At 59.4% G+C, this 26439-nt stretch carries 22 protein-coding genes; 13 read left to right on the top strand and 9 right to left on the bottom strand.

The features are described 5' to 3' along the window. Positions 1-54: 54 nt before the first annotated feature. The 3 genes from ACXAEW_RS01855 to ACXAEW_RS01865 all read left to right on the top strand — a co-directional run bounded on the left by ACXAEW_RS01855 (position 55) and on the right by ACXAEW_RS01865 (position 2863). Positions 55-768, top strand: coding sequence for a TRAP transporter small permease (locus ACXAEW_RS01855; RefSeq protein WP_474939684.1), 714 nt, complete (start codon positions 55-57; stop codon positions 766-768). Next, positions 765-2069, top strand: a complete 1305-nt coding sequence (locus ACXAEW_RS01860; protein WP_474939685.1) for a TRAP transporter large permease — start codon at positions 765-767, stop codon at positions 2067-2069. Before ACXAEW_RS01855 ends, ACXAEW_RS01860 begins: the two co-directional genes overlap by 4 nt. Positions 2070-2185: 116 nt before the next feature. Next, entirely contained in the window at positions 2186-2863 is a 678-nt protein-coding gene (locus ACXAEW_RS01865; protein ID WP_474939686.1) for an aspartate/glutamate racemase family protein, read from the top strand. Positions 2864-2919: 56 nt separating this feature from the next. Here the strand turns inward: ACXAEW_RS01865 and ACXAEW_RS01870 are convergent, their stop codons facing one another. Continuing rightward, positions 2920-3840: a LysR substrate-binding domain-containing protein gene (locus ACXAEW_RS01870; protein ID WP_474939687.1), complete on the bottom strand. Its 921-nt coding sequence runs from the start codon at positions 3838-3840 to the stop codon at positions 2920-2922. A 115-nt stretch (positions 3841-3955) separates the two neighbouring features. Here ACXAEW_RS01870 and ACXAEW_RS01875 point away from each other — a divergent pair, with 115 nt between their 5' ends. From ACXAEW_RS01875 to ACXAEW_RS01890, 4 genes are read left to right on the top strand one after another with little or no spacing between them, the layout of a single operon-like run. Next, on the top strand, positions 3956-5185 hold the full coding sequence (locus ACXAEW_RS01875) for a pyridoxal phosphate-dependent aminotransferase (RefSeq protein ID WP_474939688.1): 1230 nt from the start codon (positions 3956-3958) through the stop codon (positions 5183-5185). Between the two features lie 49 nt (positions 5186-5234). Further along, entirely contained in the window at positions 5235-6734 is a 1500-nt protein-coding gene (gene amaB / locus ACXAEW_RS01880; protein WP_474939689.1) for an L-piperidine-6-carboxylate dehydrogenase, read from the top strand. Positions 6735-6794: 60 nt separating this feature from the next. Continuing rightward, on the top strand, positions 6795-8195 hold the full coding sequence (hglS, locus tag ACXAEW_RS01885; RefSeq protein ID WP_474939690.1) for a 2-oxoadipate dioxygenase/decarboxylase HglS: 1401 nt from the start codon (positions 6795-6797) through the stop codon (positions 8193-8195). Continuing rightward, positions 8195-11068 carry an FAD-binding and (Fe-S)-binding domain-containing protein gene (locus ACXAEW_RS01890; RefSeq protein WP_474939691.1) on the top strand — a complete coding sequence of 958 codons (2874 nt, stop codon included), beginning with the start codon at positions 8195-8197 and terminating at the stop codon, positions 11066-11068. Before hglS ends, ACXAEW_RS01890 begins: the two co-directional genes overlap by 1 nt. 81 nt (positions 11069-11149) lie before the next feature. On the opposite strand, the gene ACXAEW_RS01895 is transcribed toward ACXAEW_RS01890, so the two are convergent. Next, entirely contained in the window at positions 11150-11461 is a 312-nt protein-coding gene (locus ACXAEW_RS01895; RefSeq protein ID WP_474939692.1) for an ETC complex I subunit, read from the bottom strand. 230 nt (positions 11462-11691) lie between these two features. Between ACXAEW_RS01895 and uvrB the strand changes: the two genes are divergently transcribed. From uvrB to ACXAEW_RS01915, 4 genes are all read left to right on the top strand, one after another. Then, on the top strand, positions 11692-13884 hold the full coding sequence (uvrB, locus tag ACXAEW_RS01900; protein WP_474939693.1) for an excinuclease ABC subunit UvrB: 2193 nt from the start codon (positions 11692-11694) through the stop codon (positions 13882-13884). A 273-nt stretch (positions 13885-14157) separates the two neighbouring features. Continuing rightward, positions 14158-14673 carry a hypothetical protein gene (locus ACXAEW_RS01905; RefSeq protein ID WP_474939694.1) on the top strand — a complete coding sequence of 172 codons (516 nt, stop codon included), beginning with the start codon at positions 14158-14160 and terminating at the stop codon, positions 14671-14673. Positions 14674-14926: 253 nt separating this feature from the next. After that, the gene (locus ACXAEW_RS01910) at positions 14927-15238 is read left to right on the top strand and encodes a hypothetical protein (RefSeq protein WP_474939695.1); all 312 of its coding nucleotides are present in this window, start codon (positions 14927-14929) and stop codon (positions 15236-15238) included. 114 nt (positions 15239-15352) lie between these two features. After that, positions 15353-16000 carry a hypothetical protein gene (locus ACXAEW_RS01915; RefSeq protein ID WP_474939696.1) on the top strand — a complete coding sequence of 216 codons (648 nt, stop codon included), beginning with the start codon at positions 15353-15355 and terminating at the stop codon, positions 15998-16000. Between the two features lie 3 nt (positions 16001-16003). Here the strand turns inward: ACXAEW_RS01915 and ACXAEW_RS01920 are convergent, their stop codons facing one another. Then, positions 16004-16324 carry an antibiotic biosynthesis monooxygenase family protein gene (locus ACXAEW_RS01920; RefSeq protein WP_474939697.1) on the bottom strand — a complete coding sequence of 107 codons (321 nt, stop codon included), beginning with the start codon at positions 16322-16324 and terminating at the stop codon, positions 16004-16006. Positions 16325-16459: 135 nt separating this feature from the next. On the opposite strand from ACXAEW_RS01920, the gene ACXAEW_RS01925 reads away from it, so the two are divergent. Next, entirely contained in the window at positions 16460-16939 is a 480-nt protein-coding gene (locus ACXAEW_RS01925; protein ID WP_474939698.1) for a HugZ family pyridoxamine 5'-phosphate oxidase, read from the top strand. Between the two features lie 3 nt (positions 16940-16942). Here the strand turns inward: ACXAEW_RS01925 and ACXAEW_RS01930 are convergent, their stop codons facing one another. Then, complete coding sequence (locus ACXAEW_RS01930) at positions 16943-19228, bottom strand: right-handed parallel beta-helix repeat-containing protein (protein ID WP_474939699.1); 2286 nt, start codon at positions 19226-19228, stop codon at positions 16943-16945. A 381-nt stretch (positions 19229-19609) separates the two neighbouring features. Next, positions 19610-21253, bottom strand: a complete 1644-nt coding sequence (locus ACXAEW_RS01935) for a lysine--tRNA ligase (protein ID WP_474939700.1) — start codon at positions 21251-21253, stop codon at positions 19610-19612. A gap of 211 nt (positions 21254-21464) precedes the next feature. Here ACXAEW_RS01935 and ACXAEW_RS01940 point away from each other — a divergent pair, with 211 nt between their 5' ends. After that, a complete protein-coding gene (locus ACXAEW_RS01940; RefSeq protein WP_474939701.1) occupies positions 21465-23027 on the top strand; it encodes a hypothetical protein in 1563 nt (520 codons plus the stop codon). A 26-nt stretch (positions 23028-23053) separates the two neighbouring features. Here ACXAEW_RS01940 and ACXAEW_RS01945 read toward each other — a convergent pair whose 3' ends face one another. From ACXAEW_RS01945 to ACXAEW_RS01960, 4 genes are all read right to left on the bottom strand, one after another. Beyond that, a complete protein-coding gene (locus ACXAEW_RS01945) occupies positions 23054-23956 on the bottom strand; it encodes a homocysteine S-methyltransferase family protein (RefSeq protein WP_474939702.1) in 903 nt (300 codons plus the stop codon). Positions 23957-24024: 68 nt separating this feature from the next. Continuing rightward, positions 24025-24849: an ABC transporter permease gene (locus tag ACXAEW_RS01950; RefSeq protein ID WP_474939703.1), complete on the bottom strand. Its 825-nt coding sequence runs from the start codon at positions 24847-24849 to the stop codon at positions 24025-24027. Positions 24850-24861: 12 nt separating this feature from the next. Beyond that, positions 24862-25584, bottom strand: coding sequence for an ABC transporter permease (locus tag ACXAEW_RS01955; protein WP_343032518.1), 723 nt, complete (start codon positions 25582-25584; stop codon positions 24862-24864). A gap of 65 nt (positions 25585-25649) precedes the next feature. Next, a complete protein-coding gene (locus ACXAEW_RS01960) occupies positions 25650-26429 on the bottom strand; it encodes a transporter substrate-binding domain-containing protein (RefSeq protein WP_474939704.1) in 780 nt (259 codons plus the stop codon). Positions 26430-26439 lie beyond the last annotated feature (10 nt).

A 26439-nucleotide genomic window follows, 5' to 3' on the forward strand; every position in this document is an offset into this window, starting at 1 on the left:
AATCTGGCCCCGCATGCCACCGTGCGGGGTCTATTTGTATGACAGGAGTTTGCTATGCGCGACTGGCAACCTTGGCTTGGCCTGCCGCTGTGGGTCTGGCTGTTCGTATTCCCCAGCTTGATCGCCATCCTGTGCCTGACTCAAAGCGCAAGGATGAAACCCATTATGACCCCGCTCTGGCGCCTTCTCGACCGGGTTTACCTGATCAGCGGCGTGATCGCGTCCATGTTCATGGTGACCATTCTGTCGCTGATTGTGGCACAGATGATTGCCCGCTGGTCCTCGGTCACTTTTCCCGGCGCAACTGAATTTGCGGGATACTCCATGGCTGCGACCTCGTTTTTTGCGCTGGCCTATGCGCTGACCCAAGGCGCGCATATCCGGGTTTCTCTGTTCCTGTCCGGGAAAAACGGACACAGGTTCTGGCTGGATGCGGGAGCCATGTTCATATCGGCCTGCACGGCGACCTATTTCGCGCGGTATGCGATCAAGACCAATATCTTGTCAGAGGTGATCAACGACCGGACCCAGGGTCAGGATCTGGTGCCGGAATGGGTGTTGTCGGCGGTCTCGATGTTTGGCACCTGGCCCTGGAACTGGGGCACCCTATGGGCGGAGACCGGAACCGACTGGGTCTATACGCCGCTTTGGCTGCCGCAGCTCCCGATGTCGATTGGCGCGTCCCTTCTGGCCATTGCGATCTGGGACCACCTCACCCGTTTACTGACCTACCGCGAACCACAAATTTCTGCTGAGGTTCTGGAATGACCGAACTCTACGCAACCGCGATCTTTATCTTTACCCTGTTTGCCCTGCTTGGCGGCTCAGTCTGGATCGGCCTGGCGCTGATGGGCGTGGCCTGGGTGGGCATGGAGCTCTTTACCCTGCGCCCGGCGGGCGATGCGATGGTCACCACCATCTGGTCCGGTGCCTCCTCCTGGACGCTGACTGCGCTGCCGCTGTTCATCTGGATGGGAGAGATCCTGTATCGCACCCGATTATCCGAGGACATGTTCCGCGGTCTTGCGCCCTGGATGCGGTTCCTGCCGGGGGGGCTGCTGCACACCAATATCGCAGGCTGCACCATCTTTGCGGCGGTCTCCGGCTCTTCGGCGGCGACCCTCAACATGGTCGGGAAAATGTCGATCCCGGCGCTGCGGGAACGGGGATACCCGGAATATATGATCATCGGCACATTGGCCGGTGCGGCCACATTGGGCCTGATGATCCCGCCGTCCCTGACCCTGATCGTCTATGGGGTGACCATCAACGAAAGCATCACCAAACTGTTCATGGCCGGGGTTTTGCCGGGTCTGGTTCTGGCAAGCCTCTTTGCCCTTTATATCGTGGGCTGGCACTTCTTTGGCAAAGGTCCGCGTCCCGAGCCTGAACCCAAAATGTCCTTTGGCACCATGCTGGCCGAAAGCCGTTTCCTGCTGCCGGTCTTTGGTCTGGTGATTGTGGTGATCGGCTCCATGTATCTGGGCATTGCCACCGCAACCGAAGCCGCTGCCGTCGGAGTTGTGGGCGCGCTGGTCCTGTCATTGCTGCAGGGGTCCATGTCCTGGGCCTCCTTCTCTGACAGCCTGATGGGCGCGACCAAGACCTCTGCGATGATCGCCTTGATCCTGATGGGAGCGGAATTCCTGTCTCTTGCCATGGGGTTCACCGGGCTGCCACGGTCCCTCGCCGGGCTGATCGACAGCTATAACCTGTCCCCTATTGCGCTGATCGCGGTGCTGACAGTGTTTTACCTGATCCTTGGCATGTTCATGGACGGGCTGTCCTCGGTTGTCCTGACAATGGCAATTGTCGAACCGATGATCCGCTCTGCCGGGATTGATGTGATCTGGTTCGGCATCTTCCTTGTGGTGGTCATCGAGACAGCACAGGTCACGCCCCCCATCGGTTTCAACCTCTTCGTGCTGCAAGGCATGACCCGACACGAAATATCCTATATCGCAAAGACTGCGATCCCGATGGTTGGGCTGATGCTGTTGATGGTTGTCATCCTTGTGATCTGGCCCGAACTTGCCACCTGGCTTCCAGACAACATAAACCAGCGATAGCCAGACATTTCGGGGCGCCGCAAATAGAGTGTGGCGCCCTTTTCCTGCCCTAACCCAGTTTTTTGCCCTAAACCCGTCGGCCGCCTTGCCGCGACGTTCTAACAAAGGCCCGCCCCATGCCTGCACCCTTCCTTGGCATTCTTTCTCTGGACACTGCTTTTCCCCGGATCATCGGCGACGCCGGGAATGTGGACAGCTACCCGTTTGAGGCCCGCGTGCATGTGGTCCAGGGCGCAGATGCCAGCGCCATTGTGCAGGACAAGGCGCTGGATCCTGAGCTGCTGGAGGCCTTTATCGCAGCGGCAAAACAGCTTGAGGCAGAAGGCGCGCGCGCCCTGGTTTCCACCTGCGGCTTCCTGGCCACCGCGCAAAAAGACGTGGCTGCCGCCGTATCCATCCCGGTGTTTCTATCGGCGCTGACCCTGTTTCCGATTGCCCAGCTCAGCTGTCCGGGCCGGATCGGCGTGATAACCGCCTCCAGACAGGCCTTGGGCGAGACGGCTCTGCGGGCCTGTGGCATTTCCCGCTCAGAGGTTGTGATTGCAGGTCTGGAACACAGCCAGGCCTTTGCCCAAACGTTTCTGGCCCGCAAAGATCAGCAGAACACCACGCTGGATCAGGCTGCAATCGAACGGGACGTGGTCGAGGCTGCCCTGTCCCTGAAAGCGGACAACCCGGACATGACGGCTATCCTGTTTGAATGCGGCAACCTACCGCCCTATGCTCTAGCCGTCGAAGCCGCAACCGGGCTTACGGTTTTTCACAGCCTGCACCTGGGGAAGCTGCTGTTTTAAATCCAAAACAAGCACAGCGACCTGCCACGACCGAGGCTTTATTTGCAAACTGCGGTCTAGGCCTTCCTCTGCATTCCCGACGCAGAACCATCCCGGATCTGCGCCCGCAGCCAGGTGACAAACTCGCTGATCAACGGATCTTGGCGCGCCAGAGGCAGAGCGATGTAATATTGATGCGATGTGTCGGGCGGCAGATCCGCCAGTTTGATCAGCGTCCCGTCCTCCAGCTCTTTCTCGATCAGATAGGTCGGCAGAATGGCCGCTCCCATGCCCGATTTTGCGGCCGAAATCACAAGTTCGAACTGATCAAAATAGCTGCCACTGCGGACCCCTTCCAATGATAGATCAAACGAGGTCATCACCTTTTCCCATAGATATGGCCGGTCGCTCATATGAAGGCGTGCAAGCCGGGCCAGAACATCCGGCGTCACCGGTTCACCCTGTGGAAGCAAGGACGGCGCGGCCACCGCAATCAGGCTTTCGGGACACAAAGGGGTCAGTTGCGCATTCGGCCAGTCCCAGCCGCCAAAGTGGATCGCCACATCCAACCGGGCGTGGGTCAGATCAAAGGGGCCGGACCGGCTGGTAATCACAAATTCCGTATCGCTGTGCAGTCTGCGAAACTCGGGCAGTCTGGGCAGGAGCCACCGGCTGGTAAAGGTCGGAGGAGCCGCCAGCCGGATAACCTTGCGATGGGCCCCCGCAGCCATGGCGTGACCAAAGGTATCGCGCATCCGGTTCAGATCCGCGCTCACCTCACGCGCCAGCGCATCTCCCGCAGGTGTCAGGCGCACGCCCCGCCCTTCGCGCTGAAACAGCGCCGCGCCGACAAAGGCTTCCAGATCTCGCACATGACGGCTCACAGCGCCTTGTGACAGGCCCAATTCATCCGCAGCGGCAGAGAAGCTCTCATATTTTGCGGCCGTCTCGAAACATCGCAACACGGACAGACTTGGCAGGGTTCGGTTCAGTGTCATCCCCTGACAATACTTGCAAAAAACTCACAGATAAATGCCTTTTACATGTATTTTTCACACCCTCCGCTTCATCTATCCTCGCACCAGCCATAACAAAAACATCGGACCAAAGCGCATGGGGCACTCTGCCAATCCTGATATTCCAGCCGAAGGCGCAGCCCAGCCATCCGCGCCCTTCAGACGTTCGCTGCGCATGGCCGACATTGAAATCTCGGAAATTGTCCAGATCTCGGAACAGGCCGCACAACTGCGGGCGGATGGGCACAACATAGTGTCCCTGTCGACCGGTGCCCCGGATTTTCCGACCCCGGCTCCAATCATCGAAGCCGCACATGAGGCCGCCCTGGCGGGTCAGACCAGCTATACCGCGACCGCTGGCACACCTGCCCTGCGCGAAGCCATCGCGACCCAGGCCAATTGCACGGCCGCAAATGTGATCGTTTCAAACGGGGCGAAACAGGTTCTGGCAAATGCCATGCTTGCAACCCTTAACCCCGGCGATGCGGTTATTGTCCCAACGCCCTATTGGACCACCTATTCTGACATTGTGACCCTGGCCGGAGGGCAGCCCGTTACTGTGCCCTGCCCCATGCGTCAGGGGTTCAAGATCACACCTGCACAGCTGGAAGCCGCAATTACACCGCGGACCAAATGGCTGGTGCTGAACTCGCCCTCCAACCCGTCGGGCGCGATCTACAGCGCGGCGGAGTATAAGGAGCTGGCCAAAGTTCTGAAACGCCACCCTCAGCTGTGGGTGATTTCAGACGAGATCTATCAGCACCTGAGCTATGGCGCGTTTTCCAGCTTTACCAAGGCGGCGCCGGATCTGGCCGATCGCACGCTGGTCGTCAATGGCGTGTCCAAGGCCTGGGCGATGACCGGCTGGCGGATTGGCTGGGGGATTGGCCCGGTGCCGTTGATCAAGGCGATGACCGCCGTTCAGGGGCAGCTGACCTCGGGGGCTTGCTCGGTTGCGCAGGCTGCGGCCGTGGCGGCGTTGACCGGGGATCAGGCCGTTCTGGCAGAACGGTTGGCCGCTTTCCGGGACCGGCGTGACAGGATCGTAGAGGCGCTGAACACAGTTCCTGGGTTCACTTGTGCGCGCCCTGATGGCGCGTTCTACGTCTTTCCCAATATCGAAGCTGCCATGGCGCGTACAGGCTGTGCCAGCGACGCCGAATTCTGTCGCTGGCTTCTGGAAACGGCCCAGGTGGCCATCGTTCCGGGCCGCGCCTTTGGCCTGCCGGGCCATGCCCGCATGTCTTTTGCCTACGGACAGCAAGACCTCGACGAGGCAGTGGCACGTATCAAACGCGCCATGGCCTCTTTTTACACATCCCAATAGCCACACCACAATAGCCACTGGGCCGAACCGGCCCCAAACAGGAGCATCCATGGAACACGCGCATGTCCTTTCATCCAACGGGTTCACAAACGCCGAACTGACCGGCGGAACCCTGACCGTCCGCTCGCCGATTGATGGCGCAGAAGTGGCCCGGATCACCGAAACCCCACTGGCCGAGATGCCTGCGGTGGTTGCCCGCGCACAGTCGGCCTTTTCTTCCTGGCGCTGCCTCCCCGCCCCGCGCCGGGGAGAGCTGGTGCGAATTCTGGGAGAGGAACTGCGCGCAGCCAAAGCCGACCTGGGCGCACTGGTCACATTGGAAGCCGGTAAAATCACCTCTGAGGGCCTTGGCGAAGTGCAGGAGATGATCGACATCTGCGACTTTGCCGTGGGTCTGTCCCGCCAGCTTTATGGGTTGACGATTGCCTCGGAACGTCCTGGTCACACCATGCGCGAAACCTGGCAGCCTATGGGCCCGGTGGGGGTTATCTCTGCCTTCAACTTCCCGGTTGCGGTCTGGAGCTGGAACACCGCTCTGGCGCTGGTCTGCGGCAACCCGGTGATTTGGAAACCCTCGGAAAAGACCCCGCTGACCGCACTGGCCTGTATGAAAATCCTGGAAAAGGCCATTGCACGATTTGGCAGCGACGCGCCGGAAGGTCTGGCCCAGGTTGTGATCGGCGGCGCAGACATCGGTGCCGCGCTGGTCGACAGCAAAGACGTCCCGATCATTTCGGCCACCGGCTCCACCCGGATGGGCGGCATCGTCGGCCCCAAGGTCGCAGCCCGCTGGGGACGTTCCATTCTGGAACTGGGGGGCAACAACGCAATGATCGTTGCGCCTTCGGCCGATCTGGAAATGGCTGTGCGTGCGATTGTCTTCTCGGCCGTCGGTACTGCCGGCCAGCGCTGTACCTCCCTGCGCCGCCTGATCGTGCATAAATCCGTCAAACAAGAGCTGGTCGCCAAGCTCAAGGCCGCATATGCCAACCTGCCCGTCGGCGACCCGCGCGTGGACGGCACCCTGATTGGCCCGCTGGTGGATCAGGCGGCTCTGGACAGCATGCAAAGAGCGCTCTCTGCTGCCCGGTCCGAAGGTGGCACTGTCTTTGGCGGCGACATGTCCAGCAATGGTGTTGCAGGCGGAGCCTATGTCAAACCGGCGCTGGTGGAGATGCCAGGCCAGACCGCTACGGTAGAAACCGAAACCTTTGCGCCGATCCTTTATGTGATCGAATATGACACCCTGGAAGAGGCCATCGCCCTGCAGAACAAGGTGCCGCAGGGCTTGTCCTCCTGTATCTTCACCCTCGATCTGCGCGAAGCGGAGACCTTCCTGTCAGCCTCCGGATCCGATTGCGGCATCGCAAATGTAAACATCGGCCCCTCGGGTGCGGAAATCGGCGGAGCCTTTGGCGGCGAAAAGGAAACCGGTGGCGGACGCGAAAGCGGCTCGGACGCGTGGAAGGGCTACATGCGCCGTCAGACCAGCACCGTCAATTACTCTGCCGAATTGCCCCTTGCGCAGGGCGTTAAATTCGACATTTAAACAACTGGCCCGCCTCCTCTGGCGGGCCCCACCTCTGATCTCATAGGCAGGCTTTTCGACATGACCCAGTTTCTGCATCCCAACGACATCCGCACGCTGTTTTCCAGTGCCATGTCCGACATGTACCGCAAGGAAGTGCCGCAATATGGTACGCTGATCGAACTGGTGAACGATGTGAACGCCGCCACATTGGACCGCCAGCCTGAGTTGAAAGCCCAGCTGGAAGCCGCCGGAGAGCTGGCGCGTCTGGACATCGAACGCCACGGCGCGATCCGGGTCGGCACAGCCAAAGAGCTTTTTGGCATCCGCCGTATGTTCGCGGTAATGGGCATGTATCCGGTTGGCTATTATGACCTGTCCGTTGCAGGCATTCCGGTCCATTCCACCGCCTTCCGCCCGATTGATGCCGATGCGCTGAACAAGAACCCGTTCCGGGTCTTTACCTCTCTGCTGCGTCTGGAGCTGATCAAAGACCGCGAGCTGGCGCAACAGGCTGAAAGCATTCTGGCAAACCGCAGCATCTTTACCACGCGCGCCCTGGAGCTGATCACCCTGGCCGAAGACAACGGTGGACTGACCGAGACAGAGGCCCGGGAATTTGTCGCTGAAGCGCTGGAAACCTTCCGCTGGCACAATGACGCCACGGTCAGCGCCGACACCTATCAGCGCCTGCATGATGCCCATCGCCTGATCGCCGATGTGGTCAGCTTCAAGGGCCCGCATATCAACCACCTGACCCCGCGCACTCTGGACATCGACGCCGTGCAGGAGGACATGCCCAAACGCGGCATCACGGCCAAGGCAATTGTCGAAGGGCCACCCCACCGCAATGTGCCCATTCTACTGCGCCAGACCTCGTTCAAAGCGCTCGAAGAGCCGGTTACCTTCTGTGGGCAAGACGCCTCTGACGCTGGCACCCACACCGCGCGTTTCGGCGAGATCGAGCAACGCGGCATTGCGCTGACCCCAAAAGGCCGCGCGCTTTATGATGAGGCCCTGGGAAAGACCCGCGCCGCAGCCTCTGTTGGGGCCACAGGCGAAGGGGCCAGCGCCTATATGGCCGAACTTGCATCGCAATTTGCCATCTTTGCCGATGATTACGAAAACATGCGCCGCGAAGAGCTCGGCTTTTTTGCCTATCGCGCCACATCCGCCGAAGCCACGGGGGAGTTCACCAGTGTTGAGGCGCTGATCACGGCCGGTCATCTGGCCGCAGACCCCATCACCTATGAGGACTTCCTGCCCGTCTCTGCCGCCGGGATTTTCCAGTCAAATCTTGGGTCAGATGCGCAGTCGAACTATAGCACCTCGGCCAATCAAACCGCCTTTGAGACCGCGCTTGGCGCAGAGGTGAACGATGAAATCGCGATCTATGCCAAGATCCAGGCCGACAGTCTCAAAGCAGCGCTGACGCAGCTGGGTCAGGGACATCTGATCAGCGACGTTGAACCTGCCGCCTGATGCTGGACAGCCAATCGCCTGCACCGGATCTTGCCCCGTTTTTTGCCGCGCTGACCAAAGCCGGCTACCGGGGTGAGATCGCTGATGACGCCGCCAGCCGCAGCGTTTTTGCGACGGACAATTCGATCTATGAGGTGCCACCGCAGGCCATTCTGTTCCCGCGTGTTCCGGATGATCTGAATGTCATCGCAGCCGCTTCTGCCACCTATGGCGTCCCCATTGTACCGCGTGGCGGCGGAACCGGCACCAATGGCCAGTCACTGAATACGGGCGTGGTGGTGGATTGTTCCCGCCACCTGACCGGTATCGAACATATCGACCCCAAGGCCGGCATCGCCATTGTGCAGCCAGGGGTCATCCTGGACCAGTTGAACCACGCCGCGGCGGAATTCGATCTCTTCTTTGCCCCCACCGTGTCGACTGCATCACGGGCAACCCTTGGCGGGATGGCGGCCACGGATGCATCCGGCAAAGGCTCGCGCGTGTATGGGCGTACCTCGAACCACGTGCTGGCGATGGATGTGGTGCTATCAGACGGCAGTGAGATCTGCGCCCGACCGGATCGCACAGACGCCCTGCCAGAGGTGATCCAGACGGTCCTGACCGACATCAGACAGCACGAGCAGGATGAAATCATCCGGGTCTTTCCCAAGATGAACCGAGGGCTTACGGGCTATAACCTGCTGGACCTTTGCCGGGGTGACCAGCCAAACCTGATAAAACTTCTTTGCGGCTCCGAAGGCACGCTGGCCCTGACCAAACGGCTGACCCTGAAGCTGCTGCCCAGGCCCAGCCACCGCGCGCTGGTTGTCGTGGCCTATGACAGTATGAACGCCGCTCTCGGCGACGTGAACCGGTTGGTCGCCGCCGACCCCACAGCGATTGAATTTATCGACGACAAAATCCTCTCACTGGCCCAACAGGACCCGATCTGGTCAGTGATTGAACCCGTGCTGCAATCCTCGGGGGAGCGTGCTGTTCTGGGGCTGAATTTCGTCGAACTTGCCGCGCAAAGCGCCCCGGCGCTCAGCGCGGGCCTTGCTGCATTCCAGGAGCTGGACCAGGACCGCCCGGCTTCTGTGATCAGCCAGCGCATTGTGCATGATCCGGTGCAAATTGCGGAAATCTGGGGGCTGCGCGCCAAATGTGTCGGGCTTTTGGGGCGCATGGATCCCAGCCGGCAAGGCACCCCCTTTGTCGAAGATGCCGCCGTCCCGGCCCAGAACCTGCCGGCCTTTGTTGCCGATTTCGCCGCCGCTCTGGACCGGCGCGGGTTGGCCTATGGGATGTTTGGCCACGCCGATGTGGGCTGTGTTCACGTGCGCCCGGCGCTGGACATGCGCCGCAAGGAGGATGCAGCCCAGATCCGTGGCCTTTCGGATGAGGTAAACGCCCTCGCCCAGTCCCACGGTGGCCTGATCTGGGGAGAGCACGGCAAAGGGTTTCGCGGCGAATACGGGCCGGATGTGTTTGGGACACGTCTTTATGCTGCGCTCTGCCGCATCAAACGGGCCTTTGATCCGGCAAACCGCCTCAATCCCGGCAAAATCGCAACCCCTTCCGCGGAACACCCCCTGACCCCGCTGGACGCCGTGACCTTTCGCGGCGACCTGGATGCCTCGATTTCCCCGCCCCATCAGACGCACTTTGAAAAAGCGATCAAATGCAATGGCAACGGCCAGTGCATGGGCCGCAATTTCGATGATGCCATGTGCCCGTCCTACAAGGCGACCGGTGATCGCAGACGCAGCCCCAAGGGGCGCGCGGCCCTGCTCAGGGATTGGGCCCGGCGCAGCGCCAACAGCCACACGCCCGACGAACGCAGGCAGCTTGCCCAGTTTGAAACCGAGATCTTTGACGTGATGGCCGACTGCCTCGGCTGCAAGGCCTGCGCGTCCCAATGTCCGGTCAAGGTGGATGTGCCCAAAATGCGCAGCACCTTTTTTGCGCGCTACTTTGAAACCCGCCGCCGCCCAATCCGCCACCATCTGCTGGCCGCACTGGAGCCTATGGGCCCGCTGTTGCACCGCATGCCAGCCCTCTCCAACGCGGGTCTGCAACTTTTGGCGCCGCTGTTTGACCGTCTGGGCCTGACCGCTTTGCCCGCAATTAAACCGGCAGGGCGCATGGCCCCGCAACCGGCCGCCGCCCATACACATATCGTCCTGGTCGAGGACTTCTTCCTTGCCACCTTTGACGGACAGGTGCTGGACGCATCCGCCAGCCTGCTGGCACATTTGGGCTTTGGCGTCACCCGCAGCGGCGCATTGGCCACCGGCAAACCCGCCTATACCATCGGGCAAGGCACAACCTTCAAGGCCAGCGGCAAAAATACCCTGTCCGAGTTACACCGGCTGGCGCAGACCGGGGCCACCCTGGTCTCGGTCGAGCCTGCCTTTTCCTCCATGTTCCAGCATGAATACACTGAAATCGCATCAGAACTGCCGCGGGTCATCCCAATTGAAAACCTGCTGGCCGATGCTATCTATGACGGGAATATACCGCCCACTCAGCTGTCGTCGCCGCACCCTTTCCCCCTGTTCCCCCACTGCTCTGAAAGCGCGTCTGGACAGCAAAGTGCCGCTGCATGGAGCCACATCTTTGCCCATTTCGGGCTTGCGATTTTGCGGCAAGACACCGGCTGCTGTGGCATGGCAGGAACCTTTGGGCACGAAAAACAAAACGCAGACGTCTCTGCCCGGCTCTTTGACCTTTCGTGGCGGAGAAAACTGGACGCCAGCGATGTCCCACCGCTTCTGACCGGTTTTTCCTGCCGCTGCCAGACCCGCCACCTGTCCGCGCACAGGCCCGAACACCCGGTTCAGACGTTGCTCTCACTCCTGATTGCGGCGACAGGACACACATCCCCCTGACCTCAAAGCAACAAAAAGGGCGCCACCCGGGCGCCCATCATTCGCTGTTTTAAAAGCATTCGGAAGCAGAGACCGACGGGATCAGTGAGTCCAGACGTTACGGCGGTTGGTGGCAAAGTTTTCACCATAGCCGCCGGGACGAATATTCGCCTTGCGGGACTTTGGCTCAACCACCTGCGCATCAATGCCATGGGCCGCAGCGTAATCCAGCGCGGCTTCCTTGCTGTCAAATTTCAGCTTCACCTGAGACTGGGTATCGCCAGAGGAGGTCCAGCCCATCAGCGGGTCCACTTCACGCGCGCTGTCCTGGGCGTATTCCAGAACCCATGTCCGGGTCTTGGCCATGCCCGAGGTCATGGCATTTCTCGCTGGACGGTAAATACGCGCGCGCATGGCTGTCTCCTTGGCCTTGAGAATTCGCTTCTGTTTATATGCGTCAGGCGACCCTATGGGTGCAAGGTGCCATTTGTCCCGCATTGAACCGAATTCACGCAGTTTTTTCTCCCACGCCCCCGAAATCCGCGCTCAATTTCGAATGAGCGGTTGAAAAGCCCCTTGCAGAGGAACAAAAACAGATCAAAATCGCCCGAAATCTCCCCTGACGGCCCGCAAAGGAGTCGCCCATGCCCTATGCCAATTCTGATAGCTCCCAGCCGATGATGGTGGACCGTGCGGCCCAACGTCGTCCCAAGCTGGAAGGCGGCAAGCGATTCGACATGCACACCAGCTTTGCTCCCGCAGGTGACCAGCCCACGGCGATTGCCGAATTGTCCCAAGGGGTTCTGGACGGGGAACGCAATCAGGTGCTCTTGGGGGCGACCGGCACCGGCAAGACCTTTACGATGGCCAAGATCATCGAAGAGACCCAGCGCCCCGCGATCATTCTGGCCCCGAACAAAACGCTGGCCGCGCAGCTTTATGGCGAATTCAAGGGCTTCTTCCCCGAGAACTCGGTCGAATACTTCGTTTCATTCTATGACTATTACCAGCCCGAAGCCTATGTGGCGCGCTCGGACACCTATATCGAGAAAGAAAGCCAGATTAACGAGCAGATCGACCGTATGCGCCACTCTGCGACACGGGCGCTCTTGGAACGTGACGATGTGATCATCATCGCCTCGGTCTCCTGCATCTATGGTATCGGCTCGGTCGAAACCTATTCGGCGATGACCCAGGATCTGAAGGTCGGCGAGGAGTACGACCAGCGTCAGGTGATGGCGGACCTTGTGGCGCAGCAGTACAAACGCAACGATCAGGCTTTTCAGCGCGGCTCCTTCCGGGTGCGCGGCGACAGTCTGGAGATCTTTCCGGCCCACCTCGAAGATCGCGCCTGGCGGCTGTCCTTCTTTGGCGAAGAGCTGGAAGGCATCACCGAATTTGACCCGCTGACCGGCGAACGCACCGGCACGTTTGAGCAGATCCGCGTCTATGCGAACTCCCACTATGTGACGCCAAAACCGACCCTGAACCAGGCGGTGATCTCGATCAAAAAGGAACTGCGCGAGCGGCTCGACAATCTGGTGAGCGAAGGCAAACTGCTGGAAGCGCAGCGGCTGGAGCAGCGCACCAATTTCGACATTGAAATGTTGGAGGCCACCGGCCACTGCAACGGGATCGAAAACTACTCCCGCTATCTTACGGGCCGCGCCCCCGGTGAGCCGCCCCCCACCCTGTTCGAATTCATCCCCGACAACGCCATTGTGTTTGCCGATGAAAGCCACGTCTCGGTGCCGCAGATCGGCGGCATGTACCGGGGCGACTATCGCCGCAAGTTCACCCTCGCCGAACACGGTTTCCGCCTGCCGTCCTGCATGGACAACCGCCCCCTCAAATTCGAGGAATGGGACGCCATGCGCCCCCAATCCGTCTTTGTCTCGGCCACGCCCTCCAACTGGGAGATGGAACAATCCGGCGGCGTCTTTGCGGAACAGGTGATCCGCCCCACGGGCCTTCTGGACCCCGAGGTTGAGATCCGCCCGGTTGCCACGCAAGTGGATGACCTCCTGGACGAAATCCGCGCGGTCACGGAACGGGGCCTCCGCACGCTGTGTACGGTTCTCACCAAACGTATGGCCGAAGATCTGACCGAATACCTGCATGAACAGGGGATCAAGATCCGCTATATGCACAGCGACATCGACACGTTGGAACGTATTGAAATCCTGCGCGATCTGCGGCTTGGGGCCTTTGACGTTCTGGTTGGGATCAACCTCCTGCGCGAGGGTCTCGACATCCCCGAATGTGGTCTTGTGGCCATTCTGGACGCCGACAAGGAAGGTTTTCTGCGGTCCGAGACCTCATTGATCCAGACCATCGGCCGCGCCGCCCGCAACGCCGATGGCCGTGTGATCATGTATGCGGATAAAATCACCGGGTCGATGGAGCGCGCCATTGGCGAGACCAACCGCCGCCGCGAGAAACAGATCGCCTATAACATCGAACATGGCATCACCCCCGAGACCGTCAAAAAGAACGTCGAGGATATTCTGGCCGGTCTTTATGACGGCGACACCGATATGAACCGGGTCACCGCCACCATCGACAAACCCATGCATGGCGCCAACCTTGAGGCGCATCTGGCGGGTCTCAAGGAAGAGATGCGCAAAGCGGCCGAAAACCTCGAGTTCGAGGAAGCCGCCCGCCTGCGTGATGAGGTGAAACGGCTTGAGGCCGTCGACCTCGCCATCGCCGACGACCCGCTGGCGCGCCAATCGGCCATTGATGCGGCAGCAGAGAAAGCGGTCAAATCCCGAGGCCGCTCAACGGCAGGCCGCGCCGGGCAGCGTGGCGGGAATGTGAAGCGACGGGGGCGGTAGTTCGATCAATATGCACTCCATTGAGCCTAGTGAACACGAAAGGGGCTCGTACTTGAGTATTCTGGCCTCAATGTAGATGCGCAAGGGTGGTCTTCTCCAGCCATGTCGCATCCGTCCGCATATTCAGCCGAAGATAGACTTTGACCAAGCCTATCGGTCTCGGTCCAGAAGGCCCTTGTTCTCGCGATCAGGTAGTTTTGGTCATACACGCTATGTAAGCGCCTCAAAAATGTGTTAATACCCCAATTAGATTTAAACTATTGAGACGACAAAATGCCAATTCTTATAGCAATTGTAACTGCAATTGGCGGTGCGCTTTGGTGGTGGTTTCGCACCAACCCGCGTGAGGCCGTAGACACCGCACAGGACCTTGTAACAACAGCGATAAATGCTCCCCGGCGAATTGCCTTCCGGCGCAAGACCGGACAGCATCCGGTCGAAGGGATTGACGATCCCAACATTGCGATTTGCGCAATTGCCCAAGCCTTCATCGAATTGGACGGGCTCCCGACACAGGAGCAGCGCGCGGAACTTCATATCCTGCTTCGCCAGAAGCTGAGAATAAGCGAAGAAGACGCAAAAGAGATGGAGGTTCTTGGACGCTGGCTTATGACCCAATGCGACGGCCCGGACCACGCAGTCCCCCGGCTGGCCCGGCGGCTATACAAAATCGGTGGAAGCTCCGCGTGGGATCAAATTCAAGACATCCTTATGCCTTTGGCCCAAGATGCGCTTTCACAAGGCCAAATCAACGCAATTGAAGATCTTCGATTGGCTTTCAAACGCTGAGGACGTCACGCCAACCGTTACTTGAATGACACCGGAGGGTGAGAGCACTCGCGGGCAGCGTTAAATTCAAAAAACCGCATCAAACCAGCCCTCTAGAAAGCCTGGAAGGGGTGCGGAATTTTTTGCTTTGGGAGAGGCTTGACCCCTCGAAAACAAGATTTTGGAAACTTTTTGCTGCGAATTTGAAGCCTCTAACGAATAAGCAGTTTGACGGCCGCCTCGCGATAGGGGCCGGAGTTTCAGGACGATTTCTATGCAGATGCAGCGCCAATTTCATCCGCAGGGGCAGCCACGCCCGCAACAAACACAGCCCGAAGCGCGGCGGTTGACGGCGGAAGAAAAGCAATTGATCGGCGATTGGGTGGCCTCCAAATGCACCAGCCATGATTGTCCCGTCTGCGGCCAGAACTCATGGGCGATTGGCGATTATCTGATCCAGAACGGCTCCTATGTGGCGGGCAGCTCCAAACCCGGGCGCGCATCCTATCCGGCCGCCATGCTGATGTGTTCGAACTGCGCGTTCCTGCGGACCTTTATGGCGGCACCGATGGGATTGGCCAACTGATCCCGCAAAACTCGGGCCATCATTTCAAATCCAGCGATCATTTCCGCGCAAAACCCTCCCCTGGCGGCGGGACGCATGTTAAGCTCCCACAAGGTAACGAGGAGAGTTTTATCAATGAGCAAACGATTTTCTCTGGCAAATCTGTCGCGTATTGCCGCGACCGCATCCCTCATCCTCAGCCTTGGCACAACGGGGGCCATGGCCGGTTATGGCGAAGGAGGTGAGGGCGGCAAGGACAGCGGCAACGACAGCAATCTGAACCGCAGCACAACCCGCGAAATCGTACGCATCCTGCGTGGCGGTCATGACCGCTGCGAGCGGGAGAAGAAGATTTACAAATGGGACTGCTACCGGCTGGTCTACCGCGAAGCCAAACGCAAGATCCGCGACAACTCTGCCTATGACGAGGTGGAAGAGGCGATGGAGCTGATCGAAGACACCATCGACGCAACCGTCACCAAAAACCTCGACCCTACGCAGCCGAAACGCCGCCGCCTGGTGCAGTCCTATCGACCGGTAAAACCAGAAGCCATCCCCGAAATCCGGCGTGAGACCATCCGCGCCATCGAAAAAGCTGAAACCATTCTGCTGCGTTCTCCGGAGTATAAGGCACGCCATATGGGCCAGATTGTCGAAGCGATCAATTCCAACAAGGTTCTGATGCGCTCGGCCATGCTGTTGCTGCCGCGCCCGATGGAAACCGGGATCCGGGTGACCTGGCAATTCCTTTTTGATCGGGGCACAAACCGCACCCCGACCTGACGATCAGTCAAAGGTCGCGGCGACCTCATACATGACCGGTTCAAAACTGCGGCAGAGCGCATTAAACCCTCGCGTGCGCTCCCGCATTTCGGGGGTGCGAAGCATCGCCATAAAATCTTCCCGCCGCTCCCATTGGGAATAATTGGCAATCCGGGTCTGGGCGTCATTGACGTGCAGCCCCGCCGCCACAAACCCCGGCTGATGTGAGATAAATTCGCTCAGCGCCACCTGCAGCGCCTCCATTAGGTCCTGGCAAGTGCCTGGCGTGACTTCAAAAGTGGTGATGACGGTCTGGATATCATTGGATGTCTGGATCTTTGGCATCTGTTCCTCCCTTACCTCTTCAGCTTAGGCTGTTTTTGCCCTGATCCGAGTATTTTTTCGCACTGCGCGTCGGTTTTATCGCCTTGGCCTTGTCCCCACCCCATGCCAGTCTGGGGGCAAAAGGATGCAAAGCCCATGACCAATCCGATCCGTGACACTGACGAGGACGCCCGCACACAGGCATGTGGTTTTCTGCAGAACAGCCGCCACGCTGCCCTTGGCGTCATGATCACAGAGGACCAGCCGCTGGTCACACGGATTGCCTTTGGTCTGGATCTGGACGGCGCGCCGCTCAGCCTGATTTCCAGCCTGTCGGCCCATACCAAAGCGTTGCGCGACCGCCCCGCCTGTTCGCTCCTGCTGGGAGACCCCGGAGAGCGCGGCGATCCTCTGTCGCACCCGCGCCTCAGCCTGATGGCGCGCGCCGAGATCCTGCTCCGCGACCGGGACGACCATCAGACACGCGCCGCCCATTACCTGACGCAAAACCCCAAGGCCAAGCTCTACCTCAGCCTTGCGGATTTCTCATTTGTCCGGTTCACGGTGACCAAGGCTGCGCTGAACGGCGGGTTCGGAAAGGCTTATGACCTGACGCCTGCGGACCTTGGGCTGTGAAATCTACCGATCCATCCGAACCTGCAGCATGATCTCTCCGCGCACGTTCTCTTGCCAGGTCACACCAACCTGATCCCGATCGCTTCCCTGTCGCAGCTCCACATAGGGAAAGGCAAATTGATCTCCCCCGCCAGAGGTTTCGATCACCCCGAGCGGCACAATACTGTCGACCCCGCGCGCCTCGCCCGCAAACGGGAGCTTGCCGTCGGTATCAACTGTCCAGGTGCGCGCCGCAGTTCCCTGAGTGTGGCGCAGTCGCAAAGGGTTGGCCACATGCACTTCCACATTGTGGAAGGTATTGCCGTCAAAGAACACATCATTGGCGCGGTTCATGTCCAGATCCGAGAAGCTGGTATCCACCCGCTCGACCCGCTCGATCTTGCCATTGGTGGAGCGGAACTTATTGCCGGTGACCACCAGACCGTTGAGATAATGACCCGTTCCATAGGGTTTCACAACGATCGGCGTAAACCACGGGACAACATGGCTCGACAAAAAGACATTGTCGGCAATCGACAGCGCCGAAAACGAGAACCCACTGTCGAAATCGGGGGCTTCGTCCATTTCGTTCGTCCATTCAATAAAACAGTTATCCACGTAATTGTCTGAAATCGTTGTCGAACAATAGGTCGAGGTCAATATGATCCCGGCAGAGCGCACCCCAATATCGGAATCATCACCCTGGAAAAAGTGGTTGCCGGTGATGGTGTTATTTTCCCCGCCCAGAACGCAGAAGTGAAGAAATCTTGTGGCCCGGCAGCTGCGGATTTTGGGATCATTGGCATTGACATTAAAGGCAATGGACCTCCGCTCCGACACCGGAAGGTTTTCCTCGGCAGACAGAAACTGGCAATTGTCCAGAAGCATCCCCTGGCAGCCCGTACTGAACGACGTGATCCCGCGGTCTTTGGGACGCGAAATAAAGCAATGTTCCATAGAGAACGTCGCACCGGTCTGCGCCAGACGAATGGCACTGCAATAGGAATTGCACTGGATGTCTACTCCATGCATGCCGAACTTGGACAACCGGGTGAACCCCGAGAAATCCAGTACGCATTTGAAGTGGTGAAAGGTAAAAACCTGGGTGCCTGCCGCGTCATAAAGGCCTTCATTCAACGTGATTTCCTGTGCGCCCACATTCACTGCCGCAACATAGATCTCGCGTCCGACCCCGTTGCCCTGAACCAAAGCGCCAACCCGAATATTGGCGGCATTGCTGACATTGCGCAGCGTGCGTTTGTCATCCGGATCATACGTCGCCTGAGAGGTCACGGTTTCCGTATCCCAGGCGCTGCTGTCTGCGGCGGAGAACTGCCCGTTGCGGATCACCCGTCGGGTGGAATAGGTGCTGCGATTGGGCACCGCCGCCTGCATGTCGATCGGCTCTGATACGGTGATCAGACGCCCCCCCAAATCCAACGCATCATGGTCAACATTGTTCAACAATGCCTGAAATGCTTTTTTGAACCCCTCCTCCTCATCACCAAAGGCAGCGGCGTAGCTTGGGAAATCAAAACTCTTGTTCAACAGAAGCATCCGGTCGCGAGGCATGCGCAACGTGCCCTCAAACACCACCTCATGGTTCAGCTGCACCGTATCCCCCAGATAAAACTGCCCTTCAGGGACCAGAATGCGGCGCCCATCTGCTGCCTGATCGGCAGCCTCAAAAGCAGCGGTATTGTCCGTTGCATTGTCGCCCACCGCACCAAAATCGGTCACATCCACCAGGCTCAGCATATCGCGCAGGTAGATGCTTGTGACATCTTCGATCACCAGATCATCAACACGCACCACGGCCCCATTGGACCCGGTCAGATCCAAGCCGACATGCCCATATTGCGCAGCGCGCCCCCAGGGCATATCCACGCCGCCACGTCGGCCGGAACCGATAATGGCCGTGACCTCAAACACCTGCCCATACTGGGTCAGCGCCACCGACGGGCCTTCTTCCACAACACCATCCAGGTGAGTGCTGCCCCCGGAACTGGCCCAGGCAGCAATACGGGCAGACGGCAGCGCACCGCTCAGCACCTTCAGACGCGCCCGCACCTGCAAATAACAGCCGGGTTCAACCGGGGTCTGCCCCATAAACCGCAGGCGCTGTGTGTTCTCTGTTTTCTGCAGTTCCAGGCAGCTGCCAAAGTCCGCATCCGCCGCAACCAACGCCGCATTGCCCGCCCCATCATAGGTGTCAGATCCCGGCGTTCCATTGCCGCTGGACCATTGGCCCAGACCTTCGGCAAAGGGGGCAGGCATCAGTTGCAGACCTTCGGTAATGACCTTGTTCATCGGGGGCATCCTTTTTGCAGCTTTGGCTCAGATCACGTGCAGCCCCTGTTCTATCCTTGCCCGCTTAAGAATTCCGATCCGGGGCGTTCGCCGGATACGCAACACCCCTCCCCTGCTTCGCTTGTGGAGCCGCCCGTCACCTGCGCCCCAAAGGACAGCGAACAGGCCCTGTGGGGCCAGGAAAATTGCGGAGGCTCCGCGCCCTTTGGGGCGCGGAAACCGTCATTCTCCTTGCGCCAGAGGGCGGCGCTGTCACGCAGGGGAGCCGGAGATGGGTGGGACCACAAGCTTCGCTTTGGAGGGTCCCCGAGCCCCCCCTCTTTCACAAAAACAAAAAGGGCACCCAGCGGATGCCCTTTTCAATCTGATTGCAAATTTGGTTCAGCCCAGCTCGCCCGCGAGGCCTTTTTCGATCAACCCTATGGTTTCCTCGACCCCGTAAAGGGCAATAAAACCACCAAAACGCGGCCCCTGGCTGGCCCCCAACAGAACCTCATAGATTGCCGTAAACCAGTTGCGCAGCGGCTCAAACCCGTGGATCTTGCCAATTGCAAAAACAACTGACTGCAGGAATTCTTCAGATGCGAAATCCGCCTCCGGCAGCGGATCCTCATTGCCGACGATCTCGTTTTTCTTGGCAATCGCCGCCAGCGCCGCCTCGGTCGTGCGCAGTGCATCGGCCAGATCCAGCAACGCAGCACGCTCCTGCTCGCTGGGTGCGCGGAAGGTTTTGGTCGGCTTTACCTTGTCGTTGAAATAGGCCACTGCAAAACCGGCCGCCTTGTCCATACCTGGATGGGTTTCAGGTGTTGCATCGGGGGCATATTTGTTGATGAACCCCCACATGGTTTCCTTGTCCTCAGCGCTCGACGCCGACGCCAGATTGAGCAGCATGGAGAATGGCACCACCATATCCGATTCCGGCACGTCGCCGCCATGGATGTGCCAGACCGGGTTGTTCAGCTTGCCCTTGGCATCCTGCGTTGCATAGGCACGCAACTGCTGGTGATACTCGTCAACCGCCTTGGGGATCACATCAAAATGCATCCGCTTGGCGGTTTTGGGCTTTTGATACATGAAATAGGACAGGCTCTCGGTCGAGGCATAGGTCAGCCATTCGTCAATCGACACACCGTTGCCCGAAGACTTCGAAATCTTCTGCCCGTTCTCATCCAGGAACAGCTCATAGGAGAAATGCTCTGGCTGGCGCCCCCCCAGTGCACGACAGATCGCGTCATAGATCTTCTCGTTGGTGGCGTGTTCCTTGCCGTACATCTCAAAATCGACACCCAGCGCGGCCCAACGCGCGCCAAAGTCCGGCTTCCACTGCAATTTCACATTGCCACCGGTCACCGGCAGGGTCCATTCCTTGCCGTCCTCATCGTCAAAGGTAACGGTATAGGTCTCGGCGCAGACCTTTTTCATGGGCACATACAGAACACGGCCGGTTTCCGGGTGGATCGGCAGGAAGATCGAATAGGTCGCCGCACGCTCTTCGCGCAGGGACTTCAGCATGATCTTCATGACCTCGTCGTAATTGTCGACGGCACGCTTCAGGATCTCGTCGAACTGGCCAGACTGGTAGAATTCCTTGGCCGAATAGAACTCATACTCAAAGCCAAAGGTATCCAAAAAGCGGCGCAGCATGGCGTTGTTGTGATCCCCAAAGCTCTCATGCGTGCCAAAGGGATCTGGCACCGCGGTCAGCGGACGCTGCAAATGCTCTTCCAGGGCTTCCGGGTTCGGCACATTGGACGGCACTTTGCGCAAGCCATCCAGATCGTCCGAGAAACAGATCAGCTTGGTTGGGATGTCCGAGATCTCCTCGAACGCGCGTTTGATCATTGTGGTGCGCGCCACCTCACCAAAGGTGCCGATATGCGGCAGGCCCGAGGGGCCATAGCCGGTTTCAAACAGCACATATCCCTTCTCTGGCGCGCCCTTGGCGTAACGTTTGACGATGCGGCGTGCTTCTTCAAACGGCCAGGCTTTGCTCTTCAGAGCTTCTTCGCGCAGTTCAGACATTTCGTGTCTCCAAAAGGGTGTCTGTTTGGGGAGGCCGACTGCACGATTGCAAACCGGCGTAACCCTCTATGGCCTGCGCAGGGGGTGAGTCAACCGGAACCCTCCCCTTAACAACGCGGAACTGTGGATCGAACCTCGTCCCTGCCCCTATGCCGCCCGCGCAATCGTCGCTAAGCTGTCTGCAATTCCTATTATCAACACTGTGATTTGAATGCGCGATTTGCTCTTCGAAATTTGGGAGTTTGGTAAAAACGGCGCGTGGTGGTCGTTGTTTTGCGTTCTGACCACAGTCTCTTTTGGCCTGCTGCGTGCGGCGTTAAAAGGATCTGACCTTGATCGGCGGCGCATTCAAACCTGGTTGCGACAGGATTCGGCCTATCGGCGGTATCGGCTGTGGCTGCGCCTGTTGTTGCACCGCATCCGGCGCGGCGTTGCAGCGCAAGACGGGTTTCGCGCGAAATCCGCGCTTGGCACCGCATTTTCGCCGGGGTTGATCCAGTTCACGATGGTCCTCGCGGTGGCTTACCCGATTTTGATGCTGTTGGGACAGTGGATTGCAGGCAGCCCAATGGTTTTGGGTGGGCGTGACATCGCCCCTGTTGGTGCGCCATGGCAACGGATCCTGCTGGCTGCGGGTCTTGCGGTATGTGCTGCGTTGATGTTGAGCGTTGTGCGGACCACCCCCCCATGGCGCCTGCCATTGTTTATCTGCGCCATGGGCGGGTGGTTTGGTTTTTTTTGGCTGCTCAGTCAAATCAGTTTTCCGAGTGGAGTCGCAGCCCCAGCCGCAGTCGCAGCCCCAGCCGCAGTCGCAGCCCCAGTCGCATTCGCAGCCGCATTTGCAGGCGCAGGCGCAGGCGCAGGCGCATTCGCAGCCGCAGCTGCAGCCGCAGTCGCAGCCGCATTCTCAGGCGCAGGCGCAGGCGCAGCCGCAGTTGCAGCCGCAGTCGCATTCGCAGTCGCATTCGCAGCCGCAGTTTTCCTTGACCGGCACGCCGACCGTTTGGCCGTACGCGGGCACAACCCTGTCTGGTTGTGGACCTTATACGTTCTACTGCCGCTCGGCGGGTTGGCCCTGCTCCTGCGATTTGTTCCGGTGGACAACCTGCCAAATGACAGCGGCCGCATGGTTCTCCTGTGCCTTGGCCTGTTTCCACTGGTCAATGCGCTGGCGGATTTTGCCTCTGTCGGGGCGACGCGGTATTTTCTGCGTCAGGTTGCAGTGGGGGGCCATCATCCGCTGCGCAGCGTGCTGTGGGACATCTTGGTGGGTGGTGCGACGTTTTTGGCACTGGGCTGTGTGATGATTGCGCTGGTGGACGTGCTGCGGTTTGGTGATGGCAGCGGCTTGCTGGATCTTGATGCGCTGTTTGCGGATCTGCTGGCGGGGGGCACCCATTATGGCTGGCTGTTCTTTATGCTCGCCTCTACCTTACTGCCGACAGTGGTGCATTTTGTGCTGGCTGTTTTCGCCACTGCATTGACCTATCCCGGATTTCTGCGCCGTTGGATTGCCGACCGGATTGGCGAAACCGACGGCACATTAACCGGCGTCGGCGCGGGCGCGCTTGTACTCAGCCTGTTGTTGGCCACCAGTGTGACCCTGGTCGCCTATGTCGGCATGACGCTGTTCAGCTTTGACCACGCGGTGGTGCCCCGTGTGATGATACAGCTCTTTTACAGCTTTGCCTGGTTGATCGGCGCGGTCGACGGCGCGCCTATGCAGATCAACGCCGACCCGGAAACTGGCACATGGCTACCGGTTGAGGTTTGACCAACCCAGCCCCGGCCACAGCTGAGTCACCCTTTGGGTTTAAAATGCGCGTTGAGGGCGGCGATGTGGGGGGCGTCGATGCCGCAGCAACCGCCAATCAGCGTGGCGCCCGCGGACACCCAGCGGTCCACCCATGTGCAATATCCCAAAGGGTCCAGATCCTCACGCACAACCGAGATGACCTCATTTGCGTCGCCGTCCTCATCCTGAGAGACCAGAGCGTTGGCGTAGATCCCGATGGGCAGCTCGCACCCTGCCTCCGCCATCACCGATTTGGCGCTGCGGATGGCGGTTTCCATGACCTCGGGCATGGAGCAGTTGAACAGCACGGCCTCGGCTCCGACCTCCAGCGCCAGTTTCACCGCCTCCTCTACCGGTTCTTTCGAACGCAAAAGGCTGCTGCCCCGGGCCAGAGTTTCGCTGTCATCGCGCAGGGTGAAGGAGATCCAGAACGGTTTGCCTGTTTCGCGGGTGGCGGCGGATGTTACCCGTGCTTCTTCGAGGCTGCTCATGGTTTCGCAGAGCCAGAAGTCCACGTCTGCGTTCATATTGTCGACCAAGACCGAAAGGATCCGAGCCGCCACCTTGGCGTCAAATTTTTCCGGCATATAAGAACCGCAGGCAGGTGGCAGACAGCCCGCGACACGGGTATTTTCAACGGTCTCAGCTGCCTGACGGGCAAGACGGGCCGCACGAGCGGCAAGTTCAGCGCCCCGCGCGGCAAAGACCTCGTCCCCCAGATGGAAGGGCACAACCGCATAGCTGTTTGCCGTGATCACAGTGGAGCCCGCCGCCACAAAGGCTGCATGGGCGGCCAGAACCTTGTCGGGTTCGTTCATCAGGGCCAGCGCGGACCATTCCGGTTGTTTCAGCGTCGCGCCTTGACGCTGCAATTCGCGGCTCATACCGCCATCAAGAAGGGTGATCATAGAGGCTGTTACCTTTAACTGCGAAACGGCCCCGCAGTGGAGGCCGTTCAGGTGAATGTGATACCGGATCAGTGGCCGCTGGGCACCCGGTTTTCCAGCCAGCGCAGACCCGCAATCAGGATCGCGCTCAGGCAGAGGTAGATCGCCACCAGCAGCAGAAGCGGTTCATAGGTCAGCAATGTGGCCTGCCGGACCCGCGTGACAATGGCATAAAGATCCGCCACCGCCACCGTGGCCACCAGCGGTGTGGATTTGAGCTGCAGGATGATCTCACCTGTCAGGGTTGGCAGGGCACGGTGCACGGCGCGCGGCAACCAGACACGGGTAAAGACCTTGGTTCTGGGCATGCCAAAGGCATGGGCGGCTTCCAGCTCTCCATGGGGAACGCCGGCAAAGGCGCCGCGCATCACTTCGCCTTCATAGGCAGCAAAGGAGATGGTCAGCGCCAACAGCCCATAGGGCCAGGCCTGCCGCAAATAGGGCCACATCCAGGTCTCGCGGATTTCTGGGTATTGGGCAAAAAGCGACCCGAGCCCGTAGTAGAACAGCCAAAGCTGCAACAGGAGCGGCGTGCCGCGGATGACGGTGCAGAAACCGGTTGCGAGCCAGCGCAGGGGACGCGGGCCAACCACCTGCACCAGCCCCAGAGGAACGGCCAGAAGGAAGCCGAGGATCACGCTGCCAAACAGCATATAAAGCGTCATCAGAAGACCGCTCCAGAGGCGGGGCATGAACTGCGGCAGCCAGCTCCAGTCCATGGTCAGCACCATCGCGGCAACGCCCGACAGGGCCAGCGCCAGCATGACGATGCGATGGGGCAGGAAGAATGCGCGGATCTGGACCAGTGCACCGGGTGCTCTGTCGGCGGTGGCGGGGATATTCATATCAGTCATCTCTTTGCCCCCTTACCGCTGCACCGGGACCATGCCGCGACGGGCGTGACGTTCAAACCGGCGCAGGATCACGTTGGAGCCAAGGGTCAAGATCAGATAGAGGATCCCGGCGGCGATAAAGAACATGAAATACTCGCGGGTTGCTGCGGCGGCCTGTTTGGTGACCAAAGTCAGCTCGCTGAACCCGATGACCGCCAAAAGCGCCGTATCCTTGGTTGCGATCATCCACAGGTTGGCCATCCCCGGCAGCGCGTGGGGGGTCATGGCAGGCAGGGTCACCCGGCGCATCACCTTGCCCGGCGACATGCCAAAGGCGGCGGCGGCCTCGATCTGGCCCGGCGGCACCGCAAGGATCGCGCCGCGGATGACCTCGGTTGTGTAACCTCCCTGCACAAGACCAATCACAAGGATACCGGCCAACAGCCCGTTGACGTCGAACCCGTCATATCCCATCGCCTTGAGAACCGTATTCATCAGATCCGTGCCTGCGTAGTAAAACACCAGCATCAGAACCAGTTCCGGCACCGCGCGGATCACCATCGTGTAGATCTCGGCCAGATCCTTGACGACCCGGTTGCCATAGAGCTTGGCACTGGCCCCCAGAATGCCGATCAGAATACCAATGGCATAGCCGCCGGCGGCAAGCTGGATGGATTTCACAAACCCGTTGAGCAGGGCACCACCCCACCCCGGAGGGTTGAAGGCTAGAAGGCTGAGGTCAATGGATTGCAACACGCAGGCACGCTTTCTGATCTGAGGGTTGGAAGGGACCGCCCGGCAGGGGCAGCCCCAGTCAGCGATTACTCGCCGTAGATGTCAAAGGCGAAGTAATCGGCCGAGATCTTCTCGTAGGTGCCGTCGGTGCGGATCTCTGCGATGGCCGCGTTTACTTTGGCCAGAAGCTCGGTGTCTTCCTTGCGCATGCCAACGCCAACGCCATAGCCCAGAACGTCCTGGTCAGCCGCTACGGCCCCTTTGAATTCACAGCAGGCTTTGCCTTCGTCAGAGGTGATGAACGGTTCCATCGCGAGAGAGTCGCCGATCACAACGTCGATACGGCCCGCCGCCAGATCCTGCAGTTCTTCGTCCAGGGTCTGGTAAAAGCGGATTTCGCTGGCGGTTTCGGCAAAATATTTCTCAGCATAGACTTGCTGGATCGAACCGGACTGCGCACCGATATAGGCGCCCTTCAGACCTTCGGGGCTGTTTTCGAACTTGCTGCCCTTGGCCATGACCAGCGCGGTTGGCGTATCATAATATTTGTCAGAGAAGTTGATCTGTTCCGCCCGCGCCGGGGTGATGGACATGGAGCCGATGATCATATCGATCTTTTCCGAATTCAGCGCCGGGATGATGCCTTCCCATGCCACCGGGGTGACAATGCATTCGGCTTCAATGCGCGCACACAGCTCGTTCATGAAGTCGATTTCCCAGCCTTTCCATTCGCCGGATGCATCCGGGGCATAGAACGGCGGATAGGGTTCGGCGGAAACGCCAACTTTCAAGGTTTCGGCGGCAACTGGTGCGGCCAGTGCAGCGGCACTGGTGGCAAGAATGGCAAAGCTCAGTTTGCGAAGCATGGTATTCTCC

The sequence above is a fragment of the Epibacterium sp. ABZ3_068 genome (assembly GCF_056159265.1).

Bases quoted from the DNA above. Each gene is read 5' to 3' on its own strand.
- ACXAEW_RS01935 (WP_474939700.1), bottom strand. From the start codon at position 21,253: ATGTCTGAACTGCGCGAAGAAGCTCTGAAGAGCAAAGCCTGGCCGTTT.
- ACXAEW_RS01945 (WP_474939702.1), bottom strand. From the start codon at position 23,956: ATGATCACCCTTCTTGATGGCGGTATGAGCCGCGAATTGCAGCGTCAA.
- ACXAEW_RS01940 (WP_474939701.1), top strand. From the start codon at position 21,465: ATGCGCGATTTGCTCTTCGAAATTTGGGAGTTTGGTAAAAACGGCGCG.
- ACXAEW_RS01855 (WP_474939684.1), top strand. From the start codon at position 55: ATGCGCGACTGGCAACCTTGGCTTGGCCTGCCGCTGTGGGTCTGGCTG.
- ACXAEW_RS01915 (WP_474939696.1), top strand. From the start codon at position 15,353: ATGAGCAAACGATTTTCTCTGGCAAATCTGTCGCGTATTGCCGCGACC.
- ACXAEW_RS01905 (WP_474939694.1), top strand. From the start codon at position 14,158: ATGCCAATTCTTATAGCAATTGTAACTGCAATTGGCGGTGCGCTTTGG.
- amaB (WP_474939689.1), top strand. From the start codon at position 5,235: ATGGAACACGCGCATGTCCTTTCATCCAACGGGTTCACAAACGCCGAA.
- ACXAEW_RS01960 (WP_474939704.1), bottom strand. From the start codon at position 26,429: ATGCTTCGCAAACTGAGCTTTGCCATTCTTGCCACCAGTGCCGCTGCA.
- ACXAEW_RS01890 (WP_474939691.1), top strand. From the start codon at position 8,195: ATGCTGGACAGCCAATCGCCTGCACCGGATCTTGCCCCGTTTTTTGCC.
- ACXAEW_RS01870 (WP_474939687.1), bottom strand. From the start codon at position 3,840: ATGACACTGAACCGAACCCTGCCAAGTCTGTCCGTGTTGCGATGTTTC.
- hglS (WP_474939690.1), top strand. From the start codon at position 6,795: ATGACCCAGTTTCTGCATCCCAACGACATCCGCACGCTGTTTTCCAGT.
- ACXAEW_RS01865 (WP_474939686.1), top strand. From the start codon at position 2,186: ATGCCTGCACCCTTCCTTGGCATTCTTTCTCTGGACACTGCTTTTCCC.
- ACXAEW_RS01895 (WP_474939692.1), bottom strand. From the start codon at position 11,461: ATGCGCGCGCGTATTTACCGTCCAGCGAGAAATGCCATGACCTCGGGC.
- ACXAEW_RS01930 (WP_474939699.1), bottom strand. From the start codon at position 19,228: ATGAACAAGGTCATTACCGAAGGTCTGCAACTGATGCCTGCCCCCTTT.
- uvrB (WP_474939693.1), top strand. From the start codon at position 11,692: ATGCCCTATGCCAATTCTGATAGCTCCCAGCCGATGATGGTGGACCGT.
- ACXAEW_RS01875 (WP_474939688.1), top strand. From the start codon at position 3,956: ATGGGGCACTCTGCCAATCCTGATATTCCAGCCGAAGGCGCAGCCCAG.
- ACXAEW_RS01910 (WP_474939695.1), top strand. From the start codon at position 14,927: ATGCAGATGCAGCGCCAATTTCATCCGCAGGGGCAGCCACGCCCGCAA.
- ACXAEW_RS01950 (WP_474939703.1), bottom strand. From the start codon at position 24,849: ATGACTGATATGAATATCCCCGCCACCGCCGACAGAGCACCCGGTGCA.
- ACXAEW_RS01860 (WP_474939685.1), top strand. From the start codon at position 765: ATGACCGAACTCTACGCAACCGCGATCTTTATCTTTACCCTGTTTGCC.
- ACXAEW_RS01925 (WP_474939698.1), top strand. From the start codon at position 16,460: ATGACCAATCCGATCCGTGACACTGACGAGGACGCCCGCACACAGGCA.
- ACXAEW_RS01920 (WP_474939697.1), bottom strand. From the start codon at position 16,324: ATGCCAAAGATCCAGACATCCAATGATATCCAGACCGTCATCACCACT.